The 1176-nt window shown below is 55.2% G+C and carries 1 protein-coding gene; it reads left to right on the forward strand.

Translation table 11 applies throughout. The annotated features are described in order from the left end of the window. Positions 1-241: 241 nt before the first annotated feature. A partial coding sequence (locus tag CVS29_RS18125) for an IS110 family RNA-guided transposase (RefSeq protein WP_110107990.1) occupies positions 242-1176 on the forward strand: 935 nt, incomplete at its 3' end.

Here is a 1176-nt window from a genome sequence, read left to right on the forward strand (position 1 = left end):
GACGTTGATACTGGTATTAGGTGTTCTGCCGGGCATGACCCTATGTGAGACTGACGGCTCCAGGCGGGGTTTGTCTTGAATCTGATCTGTCTGCTCGGCGGACGCCTTTTATTAGGTGGCGGTCAAGCGGGCATGACCTTATAGGAGCTTGAGCACGGCCAGTGATCTCGTCAACGTCTTGTCTGCCAGCCTGATCGCCACCTTTCAATTGTAGGCAGATTGGAAGGATGGGAAACAGGCCATGGCTCAGATTATCGCGGGTGTAGATACACATAAAGACACCCATTACGCGGCAGTGATCAGTTTGCACGGCGAGCACCTCAGCGCGGTGCAGTTCCCGGCAACGAAAGCGGGATATCAGGCACTGACAGCATTTATCACCTGCCAAGGAGAACTCCTGCGGGTAGGAATCGAGGGGACCAACTCCTACGGGGCAGGATTGACCCGTCATCTTCAAGCCCGAAATATTGAAGTCGTGGAAGTGATCCGCCCGGCCAAAGTGGTGCGCCGTATGAAGGGTAAATCCGATGCCATTGACGCCTACACTGCAGCGCACACTGCCTTGACCCATCAAGACGTCGTCACTCCGAAAACCAGTATCGGCACGGTAGAAGCCATCCGGGTCATCCATGCTGGGCGCAGATCAGCATTGAAGGCGCACGCTGAGGTTATTACCCAGATCAAGAGTCTTCTCGTCACGGCTCCAGAGAAGGTTCGTGCCCAGTACCAGAGCCTTTCCACCAAGAAGCTCGTTGGCCAACTTGCCGCTTCCCATACTCATGTAAGGGCTGACTGTGTGGAAACGGCAACGCGTTCAACGCTGAAACGATTGGCGAAAAGGTATATCTACCTAGATGAGGAAATTACTATCTTCGAGGGTGAACTTCAGGCTCTCGTAGAGCAGGTAAACACGGCCCTGACCGCCGTAAGGGGAGTTTCCACAATCATTGCCAGCCAGCTGCTCATTACAGCCGGCGACAATCCTGAGCGGTTGCACAGCGAGGCTGCTTTTGCGGCTCTCTGCGGGGTATCGCCGTTGCCGGCCTCCTCTGGACAAACGAACAGGTTTCGCCTCAACCGTGGCGGCGACAGGGCAGCGAACTCTGCCTTGTATCAAATCGCTTTGGTACGCATGGCCAGCGATCCAGTGACGAAAATCTACGTTGCCAAGCGCAC

Origin of the sequence: Arthrobacter psychrochitiniphilus (assembly GCF_003185915.1) — a bacterium.
GTDB classification, from domain to species: domain Bacteria; phylum Actinomycetota; class Actinomycetes; order Actinomycetales; family Micrococcaceae; genus Specibacter; species Specibacter psychrochitiniphilus.